The organism is Pseudohongiella sp. O18 (genome assembly GCF_021729085.1).
Taxonomy (GTDB): Bacteria; Pseudomonadota; Gammaproteobacteria; order Pseudomonadales; family Pseudohongiellaceae; genus Pseudohongiella.
Window position 1 is genome coordinate 908,753 of sequence record NZ_JAJSAR010000002.1, and the last position, 16,377, is coordinate 925,129.

The window sequence follows — 16,377 nt, forward strand, 5'->3', positions numbered from 1 at the left end:
TCAATAGTGACAAAGTGTTACCAACTGGCAGTCTTGCGGCTAATAGCAAGTATCGTACGATAAAGCGGGCAAGAAAATTGTGAAAAAACCTAGGAGCTGCAGGACAGCATCGAGCAGCCCGCCCGGGTTCGCGCCCAGTCAGGGCGCTTGCGAGCATAGAGTTCGTCTACATCTTGCTGGTAGGTATAGGGTTGCTGCAGCGCATTCAGCAATGAGTCAAACTCCTGCCAGCTGCCCTCTTCCGCAGCATCTATGGCCTGCTGCGCCAAAAAATTTCTGAGCACATAGCGCGGGTTGTGCTGTCGCATCAGTTCAAGCCGATCAGGATCGTCCAACTTGCCGGCAACAGCCTGATACTCAGTCTCGAACTGCTGATAAAGGGGAATATTGTCTGGCTCCACAGTACCGCTGTAGCAGGCCGTTGCGACATATTCATGCAGTGGCTGCGTGCCGGCACCCTTTCTATAGGCTGCCAGTGACTGATAGAACAGCGTCATGTCCGTTTCCTGAGCCAGCAGCAGATTTTCCAGCAGCGTCAAGACAGGCGATTCTGTCAGCAGGTCGGGATCTACCCCGAGCTTGTTGGCCATCATTTGCTGGTAGGCAAGATCGCAGTTTGTTGCCAGTGCGTTGACTCGCTGTTGTAAGGCCTCTGCGTCTTCGATCAGTGGAAAAATGGCATTGGCCAGTTGATACAGATTCCAGCGTGCGATGGTCAATTGATTGCCAAAGCGATAGCGACGTTGACCTTCGTCAGTTGTGTTAGGTGTCCAGGTCGGATCGTAATTGTCCTGCCAGCCATACGGTCCATAATCGATAGTCAGTCCTGAAATGGACATATTGTCGGTATTCAGCACACCATGAACAAATCCCACTCGCATCCAGTGCACTACCGTATTGATGGTCCGTTGGCACACCCTGTCATACCAGTCCAGGTAAGCATTGATGCGCAACTCAGGTGAGGAGTCTGTGGACAGATTCTGAGCCAGGTCAGGATGCTGTGTCTCAATTACAAAATGAACCAGCTTCTTTAGCAGCGCATGATCGCCACGCGCCGATGGCAACTCAAAATGCCCGAAACGGATAAAATCAGTAGCCACCCGACAAACAATGGCACCTGGCTCTTGTCTGGGGTTACCATCGTAAAACATGTCCCTGACAACGCTCTCTCCGGTCGTGACCAGGCTCAATGCCCGCGTGGTCGGCACACCCAGGGCATGCATCGCTTCACTGCACAAATACTCACGTATCGACGAACGCAGCACTGCCCGCCCGTCAGCATGACGTGAATATGGCGTGCGCCCGGCACCCTTTAATTGCAGGGTCCAGGCCTGCCGGTCTGGCGCGAGAATTTCTCCCAGATTGATCACGCGTCCATCACCGAGCTGTCCTGCCCAGTTGCCAAACTGATGGCCGCCATAACAGGCAGCGTAAGGCTGCATGCCTTTCAAAAGTCGATTACCGGAGAACACTTCGGCACGATCTGCCACCTCAAGCGATAGCCCCATCTGGTCCGCCAGTGAGTGATTCCAGGCGCGCATGACTGGCGCAGCTACAGGCTCTGCTTTAGCTGGCGACCAGGCAGCCTGAAACACCTGGCGCGGTCTGTGACTGTCCTCGGCCGATGCACCCGATTCGCCAGGCAGCATGGTGGTATAACGATTGATAAACTGACTCACAGGCGACTCACATTACCAGTCGATTGATTCCACGCGCTCTATCAGCATGGCGTTGGCTGTGCCACCACCCTCGCAGATCACAACCAGTCCAAAGCGTGCCTCGCGGCGCTCCAGCTCATGCAGAAGCGTGGTGGTCAATTTGGCACCCGTGGCACCCAGCGGGTGGCCCAGCGCCTGGGCACCACCGTTCACATTGAGACGCCGCAGGTCAGCCCCTACAGCCTTGGCCCAGGCCAGCGGCACCGAGCCAAATGCCTCATTGACTTCATAAAGATCAATATCATCAATCGTCAGATCTGCGCGCTCCAGCAGTTTTTCGGTGGCGGGTATTGGCCCTTCCAGCATGATTTCGGGGTCAGAACCCACTGTCGCGAGTGTATGTATACGCGCACGGACAGGCAGATTGTAGCGCTCGACCGCGCGTCGACTGGCCACCAGCACAGCCGCAGCCCCGTCGCTTATCTGGCTGGCCGTCCCTGCTGTAATCAGGCCACCCGGACGCAGGGGTTGCAGCCCGGACATGGCATCCAGGCTGGCATCGTAGCGAATCCCTTCATCCACAGTATGAGTTTCTATATCGCCGGCTTCCGTCGTCACTTCAACAGGCACAATTTCGCGATGGAAGTAACCGTTGCGCGTGGCGTGAGCGGCGCGCTGGTGACTCAGCACACCAAACTTGTCCAGCTCCAGCCGGCTCAGGTGATATTTATTGCCCAGCAGCTCGGCACCGGTAAACTGGCTGAACTCGATACCGGGGTATAGTTCGTCAATCCGCTCGCCGCGGGGAACGCCGCGACCATTCGCGATTCCGTCGCTGATATTACTGCCGATAGGAATCAGACTCATGCACTCTACACCGCCGCAGATCACCAGATCCTGTGTTTGCGACATGACAGCCTGAGCGCCAAACTGGATAGCCTGCAGCGATGAGCCACACTGTCGGTCCACTGTCACGCCTGGAACAGAGATATCCAGCCTTGACGCCAGGACAACGTTGCGCGCAAGGTTGCCAGCCTGGGCACCGATCTGGCTGACACAACCAAAAATAACATCATCAATCACATCCGCTGAGACAGCGCTGCGGTCCAGCAGCTCATCAACGACGGCCGCGCCAAGATCTACCGGATGAATATTCCGCAGGCGACCATTGCGCCGACCACACGCAGTCCTGACCGCGCCTACAATATAGGCTTCACTCATGACATTCCCCTTATATGATATGTCCCATCCAGCGACCCGCCAGCACCACTCCCGCCCATAGCAGAAGTGAAAGTGCGCCACTCCAGCGCGGGGGCAATCGACCTACCAGTACCATATTGATTCCGGCACACAGCATCAAGCCCACCTTCCACTGGAATGCAGGGTTTAGCACGTGCGCACTGGCACGCGTGATAAACAGGCCCAGGCCGGTGATAACAGCCACAATGAATGCTGACCAGACCCAGGGCAGGAAATCCTGTCCCAGAGTCCTGACCGTGTAGTCACGGGCAGTAAGGCCCAGCAAACGCAGGTCCAGCATCAGCAGCCCGCCAAGCATCAATGCCATACTCAGCACGTGTAGTGAGTTCAGCAGCGGAAACCACCAGGTCGCGCCGATATGCTGTGACAGCGGCCAGTACTCGATCTGAAGCCAGAATTCACTATGCAGCATCTTCAGTACCCCGACCAGAACAGATAATCTGCGTAAGCAATCCAACGACCACCCAACGCTGTCAAAAGCCAGGCCAACAGGCACAATAGCGCCATGATCCGATTGACCAGCATCGCAGAATCCACTGCCAGCAGTCCTTTTCGCCACTGGCGCCATAGAATCAGGGAAAGTGTCAGCGCGACAAACAGCGCGGCCATCTTGATAGTGAATACCGGGTTGTAGAAATAGCGTTGCGGGCGGGCCAGAAGAAACGGCAAAGCACTAAACAGCATCAGCGGCAAGGCCCAGAAAAACCAGGGGAACAATCGACCGGCCAGCTCCACGGTATCCTGGCGCCTGGCAGCAATATTCAATACACGCAGACAGATCATGACAATGGAAGCCATCAGCACGATCAGCCCCAGCAGATGCAGGGATTGCATGATGGGCGGCATACCGGGCACAGCTCTGAGGAAATCACCGCTTAGCTGAGGCAGACCACTGTCGCCCAGCCACTGTATTACAGCTTCGCGCACGACCCGCCATCCTTGGGCGTTACCAGCTCAAGCGCTCTGTCCAGACCCAGCGGCCTGGCATACAAAAAGCCCTGCGCGACCTGACAGCGCAGAGTGCGCAACATGCTGACCTGTTCCTCGGTTTCCACCCCTTCGGCTATCACCGACAAGCCCAGGTTGTCGCTCAATGACAAAATGGTACGGACCAGGCCCAGGGCGCTATCGTCGCGAGTCATGTTGCTGATAAAACTTTTGTCGATTTTCAGGGTGCTGACAGGATATTGATGAAGGTAGCTCAACGATGAGTACCCGGTACCAAAGTCATCAATAGAGATATCCATGCCTGCCTCACGACACTGCAGGAGCGCCGCTCGCACATGCTGAGCCTGGCGCAACAGCAGGCGTTCGGTTATTTCAATATGAATCTGGTCAGGACGAACACCCGCGTGGTCAACAATCTGCAGAAGATGATCAAGAAAATCCGGTTCGTCGAAGTCATGCGCCGAAAAGTTGATGCTCATGAACAACTGGTCGTTGCCACTGGCATCAACCATGTTTTTCAAAGCATGGCAGGCTTCGTGAAACGCCCACCGGGTCGCCTCAACAATCTGACCTGTATCTTCGGCCAGCGGGATGAAAAGGTCGGGACGCATTCTGCCATGGACAGGATGATGCCAGCGCATCAGTGCTTCAAACCCTACAACGCGGCCACTGGAAATCTCAATAAGTGGCTGATACTCGAGGAACAGCTGATTACCGGCAATGGCCACGCGAAACTCATTGGTCATGCGCACTGCATCCAGCACGCGGGACTGTTGCGCGTGCTCGTGCTCCTGACGCTCTAGGACAGAAGAGTCACCATCAAAATCGCGCAGGGTAGCAGAACGGTGCAGCAAATCCCGGTAACGCATCAGAATCAGTCGCGCAACCAGGCCAACAATCGGGTTGGCATTGCTGACAGCCTTGCTGAAGTCGGCCTGGGTAATCTCCAGCAACTGGCAGTCTTCAATGGCAGTGATTGTGGCACTGCGTGGGCCTCCGTCGACAATCGCCATCTCACCGATAACGCTGCCCGCCCCGCGCTGAGCCACATTCGAGAGCGAGCCATCTGCCAGCTTTACGCTGATCTGCACGCGCCCTTCCTGGATGAAGTAGGCACAATCTCCCGGGTCGCCCTGGCGCATGATGACCTGCCCGGACCGAAAGATTTTTTCGACCTGAAGAGAGTCTCCCGAAGGCAGTGCCTGAACGTCATTGGAAGGAGGAGAAGCCTGTGTCATATGACCGTTGTTTTCCGTTGTTTTCCGGCAATAAATGCGTTTTATCAACAGCCTGCTGCGAACGTCTCAGCAAAGGACTGTTGCTGCAGCAGTGTACGCTGTAATTGAGTTTCGCTCCAATAAAAAAGGCACCCTAAGGTGCCTTTTAATGACAGGACAGACGCGCCACATATTGCCGCCTGCGAAAATCTGGTCGGAACGGCAGGATTTGAACCTGCGACCCCCACACCCCCAGTGTGGTGCGCTACCAGACTGCGCTACGCCCCGAATAATCCGAGCGGGCATTATACTTGCCCTGCTCCGGCTTGCAAGCCTGAGTACCAAAATAATAAAAGGCGGCTCGAGGGGGGAACTCCGAGCCGCCTTTTACGTCCGACCACAGGATCAGACCTGCCGTGTTTTACATCTCAAACGTAACACGGCCGTACAGCATACGACCTGTCGGGTCGTACAGGATTGACTCCATGCCGCCCAGCATAGGCACTTTCTGCGGCAGTCGGTCAAACAGGTTACGTGCACCTACCGTGAAAGAGAACTCACCACCCAGAGCATCAAGTCCGGAATAGTTGTAGCTCGCATCCGTGATAGTGGAGGCACGCAGCACCTCAACATTTCGGTAGTTGCTGAAAGGCAGGAAACGCTGGAACGAGAACTTCTCTGCGTCGAAGGTGATCTCGTCAATGTAACGGACAATCACATTGGCACTGTGGTTACCCATGTTCCAGCCGATGCTGGCATTGGCTTTCCATTCCGGCATTGGCGGTACGGCGCCGGTCAATGCGTTCTGATTGCCTTTCGCTTCAACCACAGGGCGGTCGGCCGACAGCTGGTAGGTGTAGCTGTCAACATAGGTGGCATCCAGCCCAAAGTTCATCGTACCCCAGTCGCCGATACTGAACAGATAGTCGAATTTCAGGTCCAGCGCAGTGACATCCATTTTCGACGCATTGGTGGAGCTGCTGATGATGCGATCAATCTGCGCGACGTTGTTTGGGTCACGCTGGATCCGCTTGTCAGACAATGGGTTGTTTACCCAGGCTCTGACCTGATCAACTGGCGGCAGACCTGAACCTGAATAACCGGTCGCCTGCCGGAAGTTGAAAAAGTCCGCAGCCAGAATATCAGCGGTAGTAGAGCTGATGATCCGGTCTTCGAAGTTTGTTTCACTCCAGTCGATATCCAGCGTCATGCCATCAAGCAGGTTCAGTGTTACACCAAATGCAGTGGTATCTGCTGATTCAGGCACCAGGTTCGGATTGCCCTGCGAGCAGTTCGCCGTGAAGGCCGCGAAAGTTGTGAATGGATCCGACACGTTGGTCAGACCACAAGATTCCGGCGCATTCAACTGGTTCAGAGTTGGCGCAATAAATGAAGTACCAGTAGTGGCACGCACTGTCAGCCAGTCAGTCGGTATGTATACCAGACCAAATTTCGGATCTGTTGAACTTTGACCCGTGCTGTAGTCTTCGTTACGCACGGCAACCTGTGCTTCCAGCGTATTGAACAAAGGCAGCGACAACTCGACAAAGTAGGCATCAACAGTTCGACCGTCGCTGACCGGGAACAGTTGCGTGCCAATGAATACATCGCCAGTCAGGCTATGCAGGCTGGGCGTATTGTCGAAACGGTCTTCACGTCTCTGATATCCAACGGCTGCACCCACTTCACCACCGGGCAGCGTAAAACCACCGGGGCTGATTACGCCGTTAAGTACTACATCCAGTGTCTGCAGTGACTCAACATCAAAAACACGGTTCTGTACGTAGGTAGAATCTGCCACGGCCTGAGTATTGAGCGTAGACGGATCAGTCGACACGAACGGTGTAAAACACGCGTCACGGTCGTTGGCGACATCGCAGTTCAGCCCCTGAGTCAGAGCACTCAGGCTGAAGTTATTGGCGCGGCTGTTGTCAGTCTGCTCTGAATACATGTAGCTGGCGGAACCCTCCCAGCCCTCAATCCAGGGTACAGTGAAGTCCGCGCGCAGCGCTGAACGCCAGCCGTGGATCAGGCCAGCACCAACAGTGGAACCGTCTGGACCGAGTTGCGTAGGCAAAGTGCCATGTTTACCCCATGGACGCCATGCAGCAAAGTTAACGTCTTCGTTAAATGGGATACCGGTTGCAGCGCTTGGAGCACGGATGACCATACCGTTGGCGTTGCGATCTGGAACACCATCACCGTTGGCGTCTACCGCATAAAGCTGATTGCCATTGGCATCGACGGCCGGGAATGGGTTACCGGGAATCTCGCCTCGGACGGTCGGAAGCTCACCGACGCGACCACCCGGGTTTGAGGGAGAACCACGGTTGTAAGTGCGGCGCTTGAAGTAGCCCCACTGCCCTGACAAAGTCAAACCAGAACTGAAGTCATACGTGGCATGTGCAAATGCCTGACCCTGGTCCTGAGCTGCGCGATAGTCCCAGAACTCACCGAAGTCGAACCAGCACTGGCCAGCAAAAGTAAACCCGTTCGGGTTGTTGCCTGGTACCGTTGGATCTTCACGTGTTCCACCACAGTTTGGATCGGAAATCGTACGGAAACTACCTGTCAGATCACCATTGGCATCACGTACAGGAACACGATAACGGCCCGGATTGGGCGTACTGGATGATGTCAGACCAGAGTTAAAATTGTCAGGGCGGTCGATCATCTCCAATCTGCCATTGGAGCGGTATTCACCTGCCACAACGAGATCGATACCGTTCCACTCGGTACCAGCGAGAACGCTGAACTGATCATCAGTGTAGTCGCCACGCGAATCGCCCTGGCGATAGGCTTCAAAACGAACACCGTCATAGGATTTGCGTGGGACAAAGTTGACAACACCGGCTACGGCCTGCGAGCCATACAATGCTGCAGCGCCATCTGTCACGATATCCATGCGGCCGATCGCGATCTGCGGCAGAAAAGTATTGACGTTGGTGCCGATGACACGCATGCCATCAACCAGATTAAGAGTAGCGCCCGAACCCAGACCACGCAGGTTAATTGAGGTAGATGTGCTTGATGCTCCAGTAAAGGAGTTCTGCGTAACTGATGAGCCCTGGTTAAAGCTCAGGTTATGGATCACGTCACCCATATTGGGTGTGCCTTCAGCGGCGATATCTTCAGCTGAAACCTGAAGGATTGGCGATGCAGCCTGAAAACCTTCCGAACGACGAATAAAGGAGCCAGTTACAACAACTTCTTCGACTTCCGGTGTATTGGAGTCCTGCTGTGCAAGCACGGACGTTGCGGGGAGCATCATGGCGGCAGCGATAGCTGCGGACAACAGTTTTACTCGGGGATTACTAGTGAATTGAGTATTCGACTTCATCCATGGACCTCTTGATGATTCTTATTAGGTTTATGGTTGTCGATGCAGAGGCAATGAATAGCGCCGGTTTTCTCTCCAGAAACCGGGTCGACAGGACGTGCTGACATTCTGAGGACTACACTAAACAACAACTTCCCTCAGGCAGTGACATTATTTTTATTCAATCATACTGCTAGAGCAATAGGAAACGGTGCGACATGCCCCGCTTTCCGGTGATGGACTATATCACTGGAGTCAATGATGTAAAGGAAAAATTCGAAAAAAAACCAGAAAGTCGTCGTGCGAACGTTCGAAAAAGTGATGTCAGGCGCCGTAGAATCTGGCTATTACAGCAGCGCCAGAGCCTCTTCCAGTTCTTTGATCATCTGCTTGAGCTCGGCCTTTTCAACTGCAGCACCCGGTTGCGGTTCCTGATGGCCGCTCATACGCTGACGGGCCCCACCGATGGTGAAACCCTGATCGTATAGCAGGGATTTGATCTGTCTGATCAGGAGGACGTCTTCACGCTGATAGTAGCGGCGATTGCCACGGCGCTTGACGGGTTTAAGCTGGGGAAATTCCTGTTCCCAGTAACGCAGCACATGCGGCTTTACCGTGCAAAGTTCACCCACTTCACCAATGGTAAAGTAGCGCTTTGACGGTATGGGCGGCAGGTCCTGCTTGTCACTGGCTTCCGGCATATTTCTCTACCCTCGCCTTTAGCTTTTGGCCAGGACGGAACGTCACCACGCGACGTGCCTTGATAGGAATTTCTTCACCGGTCTTGGGGTTGCGTCCGGGGCGCTGTTTCTTGTCACGCAGATCAAAATTGCCGAATCCAGACAACTTGACCTGTTCGTTGCTTTCCAGGGCCTGGCGAATTTCCTCGAAGAACAGCTCGACCAGTTCTTTGGCCTCTCGCTTGTTAACGCCGAGTTCATCAAACAGACGTTCTGCCATTTCCGCTTTTGTCAGGGCGCCGTTTTGCATGTTCAATTCCTTAACTTAGCATTAAATTTGTCTTCCAGGCCTTTGACGCAACGCTCAATTATGACATTGATCTCGTCGTCGCTAAGAGTGCGCGAAGGATGTTGCCAGGTCAAGCCCAAAGCTACACTTTTTTTGTCACTTTCGACTTTATCACCTTGATAAACATCAAATATTCTAATTCCGAGCAGCTCTGGGCCTGCCAGTTCACGCAAATGCTGCTCAATATCAGCCACAGCCACAGCCCGGTCCAGCACCAGCGCCAGATCCCGGCTTACCTCTGGATAGCGTGACAAAGGCTTGAAAGCCGGTACCGTTGCGGCGCGAATCGCAGCCAGATCCAACTCGAACAGGTACACCCGTCCGTTGATATCCAGTGCCCGCTGCAGTGCAGGATCCAGTGCGCCGACCAGTCCAATGCGCTGTCCATCCAGCGCCACAGCGGCCGCCTGGCCGCCATGCAGGGCCTGATGCTCTGCCTTCTCAAAACGGCAGCGTGGCAACAGTGCACCCAGGTCCAGCAGGCCTTCGACATCACCTTTGATGTCAAAGAAATCAACAACTTCCCTGCCCTGAGACCAGGTGGTAGGGAAACGCTCGCCGTAGATCAGACCGGCCAGTCTTTCCGGCTGACGGATTCCTTCAGGCTCGGGCAGAAACACCTGACCGGTCTCGAAGATGCGAACCCGGGTCTGCTGGCGATTGATATTGTGCTGCAATGTCCGCAGCAGCCCTGCCCAAAGGCTGGTACGCATCACCGACATATCTTCCGAGATGGGGTTCTGCAGTGCCACGGGAGCGGGCGATGCAGAAACCTGCGCCATCAGCTTTGGCTCGACAAAGCTGTAGGTGATGACCTGTTGGTAACCCTGTGCTACCAGACGCTCACGGATCCGTGACAGTGCCACTTCCCGCTCGCTGGCCTCAGGCATCTGAGTGCGCATAACAGGGCGTGTCACGGGCAGGCGGTCATAGCCATGGACGCGTGCCACTTCTTCAATCAGATCTGCCTCAATGGCGATATCGTGACGGAATGACGGTACGTCAAAGGTCAGCTCATCTTCCGAGCGACCAACAAGAGTCACTCCCAGGCCATTGAGAATACTGATAATTTCCTCTTCATTCAGCTCCATACCGAGCACGCTCGCCAGGTAGGAAGGACGCAGCTTTACCTCGCTGGCAGTTGGCAGCGTCCCGGTGCTCTCGGTAACCGGACCCGGCTTGCCACCGGCGATGGCGATCAGCAGCTCGGTTGCGCGCTCCATAGCCAGCGCCTGCAGGTTATAGTCGACACCACGCTCATAACGGTGGGACGAGTCGGTATGCAGGCCATAGCGGCGCGCCCGGCCAGCCACCGCAAGTGCATCAAAACAGGCACATTCCAGGAAAATATGCTGGGTCGACTCTGTCACGCTGCTGGGTTCTCCGCCCATGATACCGGCCAGCGCCAAAGGACCACTGGCATCGGTGATCAGCAAGGTATCGGTGGCGGGTTCAACTGATTTGCCGTCCAGCAGTGTCAGCGTGTCGCCCGCCACTGCCTGACGCACGACGATCTCGCCACTGAGGCGCTCCAGATCGAAAGCGTGCATCGGCTGACCCAGTTCCATCAACACGTAATTGGTCACATCAACGACAGGATCGATGCTGCGCAGTCCGCAGCGACGCAGGCGCTCCTGCATCCATAATGGTGTTGTGGCATTGATATCGACATCGCGTATCACTCGTCCCAGATATCGCGTACAGGCGTCTGGCGCGTCAACACGGACCGGGAAGGTGTCATCAATCTGAACGGCGACAGGCGTCACCTGCAGATCCTTGAAGCTCAGCTGATTCAGGGTTGCGATCTCGCGTGACAGGCCGCGAATGCTCAGACAGTCACCCCGGTTAGGCGTCAGATCCAACTCAAAGTATCGATCATCAAGTTGCAGGTACTCTCTGACGTTCTGACCGACGGGTGCATCGGCAGGCAATTCCAGCAGGCCGTCCGATGAATCGGCCATACCCAGCTCTTCGGCCGAGCACAGCATGCCGAAGGACTCAACGCCACGCAGTTTGGCTTTTTTAATACGGAATGGTTTGTCCGGAGACTCACCAGGCAATTCCGCCCCAAGGGTGGCGTAAGGGACTTTCATGCCTGGCCTGACATTGGGCGCACCGCAGACAACCTGTACCTGCTGACTGCCATCATTGACCTGACAGACGCGTAGTTTGTCAGCATCCGGGTGCGGTTCGACGCTGACCACCTCTGCTACCAGAATACCCGTAAACGCGGCCGCCACCGGGCCTGAGGCGTCCACCTCCAATCCTGCCATGGTCAGCTGATCAATCAGTGCCTGCGGCTCAAGTGGCGTATCCAGCCACTCACGAATCCATTGTTGTGTGAAAATCATGGTAGTTTGCTCTTGGCTATCAGCTCGCGGTTCAGTTGAACTGCCGCAAAAATTTCAGATCATTTTCAAAGAACAGACGCAGATCATTGACGCCATATCGCAGCATGGCGAGACGTTCGACGCCCATGCCAAACGCAAAACCGCGATAACGACTGCTGTCTACGCCGGAGGCCTCCAGCACTTTGGGATGCACCATGCCGCAGCCCAGCACTTCCAGCCAACCGGTCTGTTTGCAAACACGACAGCCCTTGCCTTCGCACATGACACAGCTCATATCGACTTCGGCAGAAGGCTCTGTGAACGGGAAATAGGAAGGACGGAAACGTACTGCCAGATCGGCCTCAAAAAACGCCCGCAGAAACTCTTCCAGCGTGCCTTTCAGATCGGCAAAGCTGACATGCTCATCGATCAGCAGCCCTTCCACCTGGTGGAACATCGGCGTGTGCGTCAGATCGGAGTCGCAGCGGTAGACGCGACCCGGACAGATCATGCGGAACGGCGGTTTGCCCTGCTCCATGACACGCACCTGCACCGGTGATGTGTGGGTGCGCAGTACCCAGGACATCCCGCTGGCAGCAGCGCCTGCAGCTTTCGCGTCAGCGAGGTTTACATAAAAGGTATCGTGCATTGCCCGCGCCGGATGATGCCCGGGAATATTCAATGCCTCAAAGTTGTGGTAATCGTCCTCGATCTCAGGTCCCTCTGCCACGCTGTAACCGGCAGACTGGAACAGCGTCTGAATTCGCTCGATCGTCCGACTCACCGGATGCAGGCCGCCGGCGCTCTGACGACGCCCTGGCAGACTCACATCAACAGTCTCAGCGGCCAGCTGCGCACTCAGCGCCCGTTCGACAAGAATCTCGCGCTGCGCATCAATTGCCTGCTGTACCTGACGCTTGGCCTCATTGATTTTCTCACCGGCAGCCGGTCGCTCTTCGGCTGGCAAAGATCCCAGGCTCTTCAGCAAAGCCGTCAACTGTCCCTTCTTGCCCAGATAATCAACCCGCAGTTGATCAAGCGCGCGCTCATCTGCGCTGGCCGCAACCGCCTCCAGGGCAGTCTGCAAAAGCGAATTTGTGTCGGTCATGGATTCATCCACTCTGCCATGATGATTCTAATACCTGCATGGACCTGCCATGCACAGAACCCTGAATGCACAAAGCCGGCACGGGCAAACAACTCCCGGACCGGCTCTGCAGGAAAGTACCGCGATTGTTACTGTGCCAGGCTAGCTTTAGCCTGGTTGACCAGTGCAGCAAATGCCGCCTTGTCGTGCACAGCCAGATCCGCCATTACACGGCGGTCCACGGCAATATTGGCTTTCTTCAGACCAGCAATCATCTGGCTGTAGGTCATTCCGTTCGCACGAGCCTGCGCGTTGATACGGGTAATCCACAGAGAGCGGAATACACGTTTCTTCGTGCGGCGATCTCGGTAAGCATACTGGCCGGCTTTGATGACCGCCTGGAACGCTACGCGATAGACACGACTACGGGCACCATAATAACCCTTAGCCTGCTTCAGAATTTTTTTGTGACGGCGACGCGCCGTTACGCCACGTTTTACTCGGGCCATATCAGTCTCCTGTCAAAATCCGCTAAGGGTTACACTTTACGCAACATACGATCGATCAACGGCTTATCGCAGGCAGCTACCAGCGAAGTACCGCGCAGATGACGTTTGCGCTTGGTGGTCATTTTGGTGAGGATATGGCTCTTGTTGGCGCTTTTACGCTTCCAGCCAGTGGCTGTTTTTTTGAAGCGTTTGGAAGCACCGCTGTGGGTCTTCATCTTGCTCATTACTGCAACTCCGCATTTATTCGCCATCACTGGCGACTCAGATTAAGTAATAGAAGCCCTGAAACCTATCAGGCCTTCTTCTTTTTGCTTGGTGCCAGAACCATAACGGCCTGGCGACCTTCCATCTTGGGTTCCTGTTCCACCTGACCATATTCCTCCAGATCCTGGCGAATACGGTTCAAGAGTTCCAGTCCAAGATGCTGATGGGCCATTTCACGGCCGCGGAATCGCAAAGATACCTTGGCCTTGTCCCCATCAGACAGGAAACGTATCAGGTTGCGTAGTTTTACCTGATAATCCCCTTCTTCCGTCCCTGGTCGAAACTTGATTTCTTTTAACTGTGTCTTGCGCTGCTTTTTCTTGTTGGCAGCCTTCTGCTTTTTCAGATCGAAGATATGCTTGCCATAGTCCATGACTTTGCACACCGGCGGCTCGGCGTCGGGCGCAATCATCACCAGGTCGAGTTTGGCCTCAGCCGCCTCAGCGCGGGCCTCTTCAATGGTCACTACTCCTTTCTGCTCACCGTTGGCGAGCACCAGACGCACTTCCGTGGCGTCAATGTTTTCGTTGATGACCGGCTTCCTGGAACTACTCTTCATATTTGACAGCGTCTTCTCTCCTGTTCGGATTCAATTTTCATTCAGTGGTCCGACTGGGTTCTGCCGAAGCGCGCAACGTCTGCCTGTAAATGATCGGCAAATGCTTCCAGAGACATGGTACCCAGGTCCTGGCCGTCACGGGTTCGCACCGCCACCTGACCGTTTTCCATCTCACGATCACCGACAACCAGCAAATACGGAACCTTCTGAATGGTGTGCTCGCGGATTTTAAAGCCGATCTTCTCATTTCTCAAGTCCGCACTGACCCGAAAACCCTTTTCGGCCAGCATTTTACGGACTTTTTCGCAATATTCGCCCTGCTTGTCGGTAATATTGAGAATAACTGCCTGCTCCGGTGCCAGCCAGGCTGGCAGCGCGCCGGCGTAATGTTCGATCAAAACGCCGATAAAACGCTCGAAGGATCCCAGGATCGCACGGTGCAACATCACTGGTACTTTGCGGCTGCCATCTTCGGCCACATATTGCGCGCCGAGTCGGTCTGGCATCGAGAAATCGACCTGAATCGTGCCGCACTGCTGCACACGACCCATGCAATCTTTCAATGAAAACTCAATTTTGGGACCGTAGAAGGCGCCTTCACCCGGCAGCAGCTCCCATGCCAGCCCACTGTTGTCCAGCGCCTGGCGCAGGGCCGCTTCAGAGCGATCCCAGATTTCGTCACTGCCCACACGTTTCTCAGGGCGGGTTGAAAGACGCAGAATGATCTCGTCAAAACCGAAATCGCGATAGACACCAAACAGCAGCTGCATAAAGGAAGCAACTTCGCTCTGAATATCATCTTCAGCGCAGAAAATGTGTGCATCGTCCTGCGTAAAGCTGCGCACCCGCATCAGACCGTGCATGGAACCTGATGGCTCAAAGCGGTGACAGGAGCCGAACTCAGCCAGTCGCAGCGGAAGATCGCGGTAACTCTTCAGGCCCTGATTGAACACCTGCACGTGGCAGGGACAGTTCATTGGCTTGATGGCGTACATGCGGTTTTCTGACTCGACGCTGAACATCTCGTCAGCAAATTTGTCGGCATGTCCGGACTTCTCCCACAGCGTGTAGTCAACCAGCTGTGGTGTGCGAATTTCCTGATAGCCGTGCTGACGCTGCAGCTTCTGCATGTAGTGCTGGATTTCCTGATACACCGTCCAGCCTTTGGGATGCCAGAACACCATACCAGGTGCTTCTTCCTGGAAATGGAACAGATCCAGCTTTTTGCCGATCTTGCGATGGTCGCGCTTCTGCTGCTCTTCCAGTCGGAACAGGTAGTCGGCCAGCGCCTTTTTATCCTGCCAGGCAGTGCCGTAAATGCGCTGCAGCATTTCATTGTTCGAGTCACCGCGCCAGTAGGCACCGGCGACCGATGTCAGTTTGAATGCCTTGAACTTGCCAGTGTTGGGCACGTGCGGGCCGCGACACAGGTCAACAAACTCACCCTGGCGATAGAACGACAACTCTTCGTTGCCGGGGATGTCCTTGATGATCTGCACTTTGTACTGTTCGCCCATTTTCTCAAACATGGCTACAGCTTCGTCGCGCGACATGACTTCGCGGCTGACTGGCAGATTTTCCTTAACGATATCACCCATTACTTTTTCGATCTGTTCCAGATCTTCGGGTGTAAAAGGACGCTCGTAAGCGAAGTCGTAATAGAAGCCATCATCGATCACTGGACCGATGGTAACCTGCGCGTCCGGGAAAAGACGCTGCACCGCCTGCGCCATCAGGTGGGCACAGGAGTGGCGAATCACATCCAGGCCGTCCTCATCACGATCCGTCACAATGGCCAGCTCGGCATCGTCCGCGATTGTGTATGAGGTATCCACCAGCGTGCCGTTAACGCGGCCGGCCAGAGCGGCCTTGGCCAGGCCAGCACCAATGGATTCTGCCACCTGGGCAACTGTCACGGGTTGTTCAAACGAGCGCTGACTACCGTCGGGGAGTGTGATTACAGGCATAGAAAGTGATGTTCTGAATTCGGTTAACGATGTGGCACCCGCAAAGGAGTGGTAGGCACGACCAGATTCGAACTGGTGACCTCTACCATGTCAAGGTAGCGCTCTAACCAACTGAGCTACGCGCCTGCTATTACAACCTGCAACGTCACAATGACGCCTTTCCATCCTGTCGCGGGATTTGCCGCTGCTTGCGTCAGGTATTCTGCTTCGGGAATCGATTATTTGATGCC

14 protein-coding genes and 2 tRNA genes are annotated in these 16,377 nt (G+C 55.0%); all 16 read right to left on the reverse strand.

Going from position 1 to position 16,377, the window contains the following annotated elements:
• Positions 1 to 89: 89 nt before the first annotated feature.
• Positions 90 to 1,679: a protein adenylyltransferase SelO gene (locus LVD14_RS11435; RefSeq protein ID WP_237134206.1), complete on the reverse strand. Its 1,590-nt coding sequence runs from the start codon at positions 1,677 to 1,679 to the stop codon at positions 90 to 92.
• A 12-nt stretch (positions 1,680 to 1,691) separates the two neighbouring features.
• Positions 1,692 to 2,879 carry an acetyl-CoA C-acyltransferase gene (locus tag LVD14_RS11440; protein ID WP_237134207.1) on the reverse strand — a complete coding sequence of 396 codons (1,188 nt, stop codon included), beginning with the start codon at positions 2,877 to 2,879 and terminating at the stop codon, positions 1,692 to 1,694.
• A gap of 10 nt (positions 2,880 to 2,889) precedes the next feature.
• Entirely contained in the window at positions 2,890 to 3,330 is a 441-nt protein-coding gene (locus LVD14_RS11445) for a hypothetical protein (protein WP_237134208.1), read from the reverse strand.
• A gap of 2 nt (positions 3,331 to 3,332) precedes the next feature.
• Positions 3,333 to 3,845, reverse strand: a complete 513-nt coding sequence (locus tag LVD14_RS11450; protein WP_237134209.1) for a DUF6644 family protein — start codon at positions 3,843 to 3,845, stop codon at positions 3,333 to 3,335.
• Entirely contained in the window at positions 3,830 to 5,104 is a 1,275-nt protein-coding gene (locus LVD14_RS11455) for an EAL domain-containing protein (protein WP_237134210.1), read from the reverse strand. Before LVD14_RS11455 ends, LVD14_RS11450 begins: the two co-directional genes overlap by 16 nt.
• Positions 5,105 to 5,294: 190 nt before the next feature.
• Positions 5,295 to 5,371, reverse strand: a tRNA-Pro gene (locus LVD14_RS11460).
• Between the two features lie 133 nt (positions 5,372 to 5,504).
• Positions 5,505 to 8,423, reverse strand: coding sequence for a TonB-dependent receptor plug domain-containing protein (locus LVD14_RS11465; RefSeq protein WP_237134211.1), 2,919 nt, complete (start codon positions 8,421 to 8,423; stop codon positions 5,505 to 5,507).
• Between the two features lie 326 nt (positions 8,424 to 8,749).
• Entirely contained in the window at positions 8,750 to 9,103 is a 354-nt protein-coding gene (locus LVD14_RS11470) for a MerR family transcriptional regulator (RefSeq protein WP_237134212.1), read from the reverse strand.
• Positions 9,087 to 9,392: an integration host factor subunit alpha gene (gene ihfA / locus LVD14_RS11475; protein ID WP_237134213.1), complete on the reverse strand. Its 306-nt coding sequence runs from the start codon at positions 9,390 to 9,392 to the stop codon at positions 9,087 to 9,089. Before ihfA ends, LVD14_RS11470 begins: the two co-directional genes overlap by 17 nt.
• A gap of 2 nt (positions 9,393 to 9,394) precedes the next feature.
• A complete protein-coding gene (gene pheT, locus LVD14_RS11480; RefSeq protein WP_237134214.1) occupies positions 9,395 to 11,782 on the reverse strand; it encodes a phenylalanine--tRNA ligase subunit beta in 2,388 nt (795 codons plus the stop codon).
• Positions 11,783 to 11,813: 31 nt separating this feature from the next.
• Entirely contained in the window at positions 11,814 to 12,869 is a 1,056-nt protein-coding gene (gene pheS, locus LVD14_RS11485; protein ID WP_237134215.1) for a phenylalanine--tRNA ligase subunit alpha, read from the reverse strand.
• A gap of 128 nt (positions 12,870 to 12,997) precedes the next feature.
• Positions 12,998 to 13,357, reverse strand: coding sequence for a 50S ribosomal protein L20 (gene rplT, locus LVD14_RS11490; protein ID WP_237134216.1), 360 nt, complete (start codon positions 13,355 to 13,357; stop codon positions 12,998 to 13,000).
• A gap of 29 nt (positions 13,358 to 13,386) precedes the next feature.
• Positions 13,387 to 13,581 carry a 50S ribosomal protein L35 gene (gene rpmI / locus LVD14_RS11495; RefSeq protein ID WP_237134217.1) on the reverse strand — a complete coding sequence of 65 codons (195 nt, stop codon included), beginning with the start codon at positions 13,579 to 13,581 and terminating at the stop codon, positions 13,387 to 13,389.
• Positions 13,582 to 13,649: 68 nt separating this feature from the next.
• Positions 13,650 to 14,180: a translation initiation factor IF-3 gene (gene infC / locus LVD14_RS11500; RefSeq protein ID WP_411268276.1), complete on the reverse strand. Its 531-nt coding sequence runs from the start codon at positions 14,178 to 14,180 to the stop codon at positions 13,650 to 13,652.
• A gap of 41 nt (positions 14,181 to 14,221) precedes the next feature.
• Positions 14,222 to 16,147, reverse strand: a complete 1,926-nt coding sequence (gene thrS / locus LVD14_RS11505; RefSeq protein ID WP_237134218.1) for a threonine--tRNA ligase — start codon at positions 16,145 to 16,147, stop codon at positions 14,222 to 14,224.
• A gap of 49 nt (positions 16,148 to 16,196) precedes the next feature.
• Positions 16,197 to 16,273, reverse strand: a tRNA-Val gene (locus LVD14_RS11510).
• Positions 16,274 to 16,377 lie beyond the last annotated feature (104 nt).

Coding starts and splice junctions, on each gene's coding strand:
- LVD14_RS11440 (WP_237134207.1), bottom strand. CDS start 2,879: ATGAGTGAAGCCTATATTGTAGGCGCGGTCAGGACTGCGTGTGGTCGG.
- LVD14_RS11445 (WP_237134208.1), bottom strand. CDS start 3,330: ATGCTGCATAGTGAATTCTGGCTTCAGATCGAGTACTGGCCGCTGTCA.
- ihfA (WP_237134213.1), bottom strand. CDS start 9,392: ATGCAAAACGGCGCCCTGACAAAAGCGGAAATGGCAGAACGTCTGTTT.
- LVD14_RS11455 (WP_237134210.1), bottom strand. CDS start 5,104: ATGACACAGGCTTCTCCTCCTTCCAATGACGTTCAGGCACTGCCTTCG.
- LVD14_RS11465 (WP_237134211.1), bottom strand. CDS start 8,423: ATGAAGTCGAATACTCAATTCACTAGTAATCCCCGAGTAAAACTGTTG.
- infC (WP_411268276.1), bottom strand. CDS start 14,180: ATGAAGAGTAGTTCCAGGAAGCCGGTCATCAACGAAAACATTGACGCC.
- pheT (WP_237134214.1), bottom strand. CDS start 11,782: ATGATTTTCACACAACAATGGATTCGTGAGTGGCTGGATACGCCACTT.
- thrS (WP_237134218.1), bottom strand. CDS start 16,147: ATGCCTGTAATCACACTCCCCGACGGTAGTCAGCGCTCGTTTGAACAA.
- pheS (WP_237134215.1), bottom strand. CDS start 12,869: ATGACCGACACAAATTCGCTTTTGCAGACTGCCCTGGAGGCGGTTGCG.
- rpmI (WP_237134217.1), bottom strand. CDS start 13,581: ATGAGCAAGATGAAGACCCACAGCGGTGCTTCCAAACGCTTCAAAAAA.
- LVD14_RS11470 (WP_237134212.1), bottom strand. CDS start 9,103: ATGCCGGAAGCCAGTGACAAGCAGGACCTGCCGCCCATACCGTCAAAG.
- rplT (WP_237134216.1), bottom strand. CDS start 13,357: ATGGCCCGAGTAAAACGTGGCGTAACGGCGCGTCGCCGTCACAAAAAA.